This window comes from Flavobacterium sp. (assembly GCF_043778725.1).
GTDB lineage: Bacteria > Bacteroidota > Bacteroidia > Flavobacteriales > Flavobacteriaceae > Flavobacterium.
Map to the genome: position 1 here is coordinate 1 of NZ_JAYWFT010000034.1, position 6,382 is coordinate 6,382.

At 31.0% G+C, this 6,382-nt stretch carries 3 protein-coding genes; 1 reads left to right on the forward strand and 2 read right to left on the reverse strand.

Annotated elements, in window-relative coordinates:
* Both murF and gldJ read right to left on the reverse strand, forming a co-directional pair.
* A partial coding sequence (gene murF, locus ACH2CG_RS03205) for a UDP-N-acetylmuramoyl-tripeptide--D-alanyl-D-alanine ligase (RefSeq protein WP_395062131.1) occupies positions 1 to 1,275 on the reverse strand: 1,275 nt, incomplete at its 3' end.
* A gap of 61 nt (positions 1,276 to 1,336) precedes the next feature.
* On the reverse strand, positions 1,337 to 3,052 hold the full coding sequence (gene gldJ / locus ACH2CG_RS03210) for a gliding motility lipoprotein GldJ (protein ID WP_395062132.1): 1,716 nt from the start codon (positions 3,050 to 3,052) through the stop codon (positions 1,337 to 1,339).
* Between the two features lie 198 nt (positions 3,053 to 3,250).
* Between gldJ and porU the strand changes: the two genes are divergently transcribed.
* The coding region (gene porU / locus ACH2CG_RS03215) for a type IX secretion system sortase PorU (protein WP_395062134.1) at positions 3,251 to 6,382 on the forward strand (3,132 nt) is incomplete at its 3' end.

A 6,382-nucleotide genomic window follows, 5' to 3' on the forward strand; every position in this document is an offset into this window, starting at 1 on the left:
AAATCGTCCACGGTGCGTTCTTGAAACTCTTGATCCTTTAATAAGAATAGTATTATTTGAAAAATAGTTAGGTTTTAGTATAGAAATGAAATCATCAAAATTATTATAATAATAAAAATTTGTTTTTTTTATTTTATTAGAAAAAAAGAAATTTCCAATAAAAAAGCATTTAATATTATTTAAAGTTAACAGGTAGTTAATTATTTTTTTATGCTCTAAATTACTTTCCTTTCCTAATTCAAACATATCTCCAATTATGATTACTTTATTTTTGCTGTCTAATTGGTTAAAATTTTCTAATGCAAGTTGCATACTACTTGGATTGGCATTATAAGCATCTAATATAACTTCATTAGAATTTTTATTAATAAGTTGTGATCTATTGTTTTCTGGGAAATAGTTTTCGATAGCACTTTTTATATCTATATTTGAAACTTTAAAATAATTACCAATTGTTATAGCTGCGTTAATGTTAGTAGCATTATAAAGTCCAATTAAATTTGAATATACATGTGTATTATTAAATTCAACTTCAACTAACGGATTTGCGATAACTTTCGTAAATTTAATATCGGCTTCGTTATTTAACTCACTAAATGTTATTCTATTAATCTTTTCTGTTTTTTGATCTTGAAGAATATCGTCTATATTGACAAAGGCTGTTTTGTTATTTTGCTTCAAGTATTGGTACAGTTCACTTTTTCCTATTATTACTCCTTCATATCCACCAAATCCCTCTAAATGAGCCTTACCAAAATTTGTTATGTATCCATAATCTGGCTTTACAATGTTGCATAAAAATTCAATCTCTTTTTGATGATTCGCACCCATTTCCACTATTCCTATATCAGTTTCTTTAGAAAAAGACAAAAGAGTTAACGGTACCCCAATATGATTATTTAGGTTGCCAATTGTATATGTTGTTCTAAATTTCTTAGTTAGTACTTGATTGATTAATTCTTTTGTAGTGGTTTTTCCATTACTTCCTGTTAATGCGATTATTGTAGTGTTTAAATACTCTCTATGATATTTAGCTAAATTTTGCAGTGTTTGTAAAACATCAGTAACTAATATTGTTCTTTCGTCAATGTAATAGTTTTCATTGTCAATAATTGCAAATGATGCACCTTTTTCTATTGACTCTTTTGTGAATTCATTCGCATCAAATCGTTCTCCTTTTATAGCAAAGAAAATACAATTAATGGTAATTTTTCTAGTGTCTATAACCGCACCAGTACTTTTAAGAAATAATTTGTGAATTGATTCAATATTCATCACGTATTTTTTTATAAAATAAAAGCCCTAATTAAAGGGCTTTTATAAATTTTGAGACTAATTATCTTTTATTTCTTGCTGATTTCTTTTTATCAGATTTAGGACCAACTCTAGACATTGCACATCTAAATCCTATATAGTCTGTAGCCATATCTTGTGGAAAATATCTTCTTTGAGCTGGATCTAGCCAATAAGCTCTGTCTCTCCAAGAACCACCTTTGTAAACTCTAACATCATCATTAATTAATGTTGTTCTTTTACTAGATTTATCATATTTACGAATCATATTTCCAATACTATCCGTAGATACATTGTGTTTTGGAGAATCATACATTCTTTTTTCATCTGGTAATTTACCATCTCCTTCTTCTGATCCACCAAAGTCGAAATATTTAGTAGATTGTTTATCACCATCTCTATAATTTTTCTCGTCGCTTTTGTCAAAATTTTGTCTTAAGTAAGTTTCTTTCTCATCAACAGGAACTTGAGCTATTTGACCTGGAAAATTTCTAGCGATGACTCTACCATTTGGTAAAGTGTCAAATTTTTGAGTTTCACCGGTTACTAATTCTGCTTTTCCATCTTCACCTATTTTGTCTTTCATGTAAACATTTCCTCTAAAATAGTTGAAATCGTTTCCTTCGTCATCTATTATTGGTCTGTAAACATCCGCTACCCATTCTGCAACGTTTCCTGCCATGTCATACAATCCAAAGTCATTAGCTGCATAAGATTTTACTTTATTTGTAATATCTGCTCCGTCATCAGACCATCCTGCTATTCCACCGTAATCACCTTTTCCTTGTTTAAAGTTTGCCAATTGGTCTCCTTTAATCTGTCTTTTGCTAGAACGTGTGTAACTTCCAGACCATGGATATTTTTTCTGTCCTTTATAGATGTTATATTCTCTTTGACCAACATCTGCAGCTGCAGCATATTCCCATTCAGCTTCTGTAGGTAGTCTATATTCTGGCAAAATTAAACCCGAAGTTCTTTGGGCATAAACATTTTTTGCTTCTTTAGTTGTTCCATCGGCTCCTTTTGTACCGCCTTTTCCTGCAGCCTTAGAATTTCTTGGACCTTTTAAGACTATTTTATCATCTCCTCCAAAAGTTTTTGTAGGCGCTGCTAAATAAGTATTTGTGCTAAAAGTTGATTCTGCTTTTGCGTCAGAAACTTTTGCATCCTTTTTTAAATATCCTTCTCTTTCTAAAACAGATTCGTTAACACGGTCTGTTCTCCATTTAGAGAATTCTGTGGCCTGAATCCAATTTACTCCTACTACAGGATATTCTGCATAGGCAGGATGTCTCAAATAGTTTTCAGTCATTGTTTCATTATAACCTAAACGGTTTCTCCAAACTAATGTGTCTGGCGATGCACCTTCATAGATGTTTTTGTAATTGTCTTCTTCTGGAGGAAAAACTCTTTTCAACCAATCTAAGTATTCCATGTACATCAAGTTTGTAACCTCTGTTTCATCCATGTAGAATGATTGTACGTGTTGTTGATTTGGAGTATTATTCCAGTCGTGCATCGGGTCATCTTGAACTTTACCCATAGTAAATGTTCCACCCTCAACCAATACTAATCCTGGACCAGTTTCTTGCTTTTTAAACTTAGAAGCATACTGAAATCCGCCTTTCTTGTCATTGATTTTCCAGCCTGTCGCTCTTGATCCTCCTTTAGAATTGGATTTTTTGCTACAACTAGAAAAACTAACCGTCATTACTAACATTAGTAACACTTTGATTGTCATTAATTTGTTTACTTTCATACTCTTAGTAGGTAATAAATTTTCGAGGCGCAATATAAGAATTAACCTTGAAATTGCAACATCTTTTTTGATAATAGTAAAAAATATTTTTTTATACCCTTTTATAACGTTTCCTTTTTTTTTATATTGTGTATACTAATAATTAATTTTATTTTTACAATTCGAAATATTTAGAAAAAATCTGCGTTATATCATTTGATGAAAAAAATTGCTACCTTATTATTGGTTTTTATGTCCCTTTTTGTTGATGCACAACAAAGTGGGTCAGTAACAATTAATTGGATTGAAAAATCAAGTTATCCTTATGGTGATACTGCTGTCGTTATACCTCAGGTTTTATCTGATGGTTATAGTTTTGATTTTCAAAAAAAAACTATTTCATATTCTTTAAAAATACCCTCTGCTTCTTTTATTGAAGAAAACTCCTTTATGATTTCTAACGTTGTCTATCAACCCATAAGCAGCAGTCAACTTGGCGATTTGTCTGTAAACGAGATTAAAAACAATATTAATATGTCGTTTAAAAATATTGTAGCGAGAGATATAATATGTGGTTATTTAATATTTTCTCCAATTATTAAAGATGAAAATGGATTTAAAAAAGTGATTTCTTTTTCATACACATATAATTATGCTACTAGTACTTCTAAAAGTATTCCAAGTCAAAGTGTTCTTAACATATCAAATTCGGTTTTAGCTTCTGGAAAATGGAATAGAATTTATGTCGAAAAATCGGGAATTTATAAAATTACTAGAGGTTTTCTATCTGATTTAGGTTACAATGTAAACGCTTTAAACCCTAAAAAGATTAAAATTTATGGTAATGGCGGAAGAATGATTCCTTTATCAAACAACAATTCCTATCCAAACGATCTTGAGGAAAATGCTATTCAAGTTATTGGCGAGGCCGATGGCTCTTTTGATACAGATGATTATGTTTTATTCTATGCCGAAGGAGTAGATAATTGGAGTCAAGAAAATGAAACTCACCTCAATTTATATTCTGACAAATCTTATTATTATTTAACTATTGATGGTGCTGATGGAAAAAGAATAACACCCATGAATCAGCCTCTTGGTACTAGTACATTAAATCTAACCACTTATGATGATTATCAATTTCACGAAGTAGATTTGACCAATATAGGAAGGCTTGGAAGAGTTTGGTTCGGAGAAAATTTTAGCACTAAAAACGAGCAAACTTTCGATTTTAATTTCCCAAACATCGATTTGTCTTCTGGTTCAAAAATTAGTATTCATGCCGGAGGAAATTCATTTGTAAACACTTCATTTTCAGTTTTAGTTAATAGTCAGTCTGTGGGAAGTATCAATTTGTCTGATGTTGCGCCCAACTCTGGTGTTGAAGCATCTGAAGCAACTTTAAATGCTTTACTTACTACAGCTCAAAATTTTAGTGTAAAACTTACTTACACTAACAACGGTGTTCCTACATCTAAAGCATATTTAGATTATATAATAATTAAAGCTAAAAGTAATCTTACTGGTTTTTCTAAACAATTCAGGTTTAAATATGATGCCGCAGCTACACAAACAGGAATTATAAACTATCAATTTAATAATGCGGCAACAATTTCTCAAGTTTGGGACATAACAGATATTTATAATGCAACTTCAATTGATAATTTAAATCAAAGTAATTTTTCTTTTAAAGCGGTTCTTGGTGTTGAAAAAAAATATATTGCTATTGATATGTCCGATATCTATACACCTCTAAAAGACCAAAATACTGCTATTGCAAATCAAGATTTAAAAGGAACCATCTTTAACAACGCTCAAGGAAATTTTCAGGATATTGACTATCTCATTATTACTCCAGCATTTTTAAATTCTCAAGCAGAGAAACTTGCAAGTTTTCACCGATTGTATTCTAACTTGAATGTTAAAGTTGTAAACCTAGATGTTATTTATCAAGAATTTGGTGGCGGAAAGCAAGATATTGGTGCCATAAGAAATTTTGTAAAATATGTTTATCAAAATGCATCCTCTGCTGCAAGTAGAGTTAAATATTTAAATCTTTTTGGCGACGCTTCTTTCGATTTTAAAGACAGAATTCCTAACAATACCAATATTGTTCCTATTTATCATGCGGTAAATAGTTATTTTTCGGGTGAACAATCTTTTGCTTCCGATGATTATTTTGCTCTTATGGATGCCAATGAAGGCGATCCTTATTATCCGTTTGGTGCCGATATAGCAGTTGGTAGAATGTTGGTCTCTTCAGAGCAACAGGCAGAAGAAATGGTAAATAAAGTTATTCAATACCACGATTTAAAATCATACGGAAGTTGGAGAAATAATTATGTAGCAATTTCTGATGATTCTGATAAAACTCCAGATGCAACTTTGCAAATAAAACAAAACAATTTGACCGATATTTTGTATGCGCAAAAACCGTTTATAAATTTCAAGAAAATTCTTTTAGATTCCTATCAACAACAAACTTCTGCTGGTGGCGATAGATATCCACAGGCAAATGTAGATATTATTAATGCCTTCGAAAAAGGAGCCTTGGTCTTTAATTATTTAGGTCATGGAGGCGAAGATGGACTAACTGGCGAACGTATTTGGGATAAATTTGATGGATTTAATTTTAACAATCAATATAAATATCCATTGTTTATAACAATAACATGCGAGTTTTCTAGATTTGACAATCCCTATAGACCAACAGCAGGCGAATATACATATTGGAATCCCAAAGGAGGTGCAATTTCAATGATTACCACAATAAGATCAATAGGACAATACAGTGCTGAGTTATTTAATGATAAATTAATAGAAAAATTGTTTTCTTATGGCTCCAATCAATATGTTTCTATTGCAGAAGCATTACGGTTGGCTAAATCCGTTAACAACAATAACTCTTCTACAAGAGTAGTTTTCTGTTTAGGTGACCCTGCATTGATGTTGGCTATTCCAAAACCTAAAGTTGTACTTACAAAAATAAATGATGTGCCAATTACACAACCTGTAGATGATTTAAAGGCCTTAGGATTTGTAAAATTATCTGGAGAAGTTCAAGATGAATTCGGGAATGTACTAGCAAACTATAATGGCGATTTATCCGTAAATGTATTTGATAAAAATTATGCCAAATCAACTTTTAATAATGATGGTTATAGTCCTGTTATGAGTTTTACTAATCTTGGCGAAACAATTTTTAGAGGTAATGCATCTGTAAACAATGGAAATTTCGAAATAGGATTTGTAGTTCCTAGAGATATAAAAATTCCTTTAGGAAACGGAAGAGTAAGTTTTTATGCTAAAAGAAATCAAGTTCTGTTAGATAAAACAGGTTATAATTTAGAC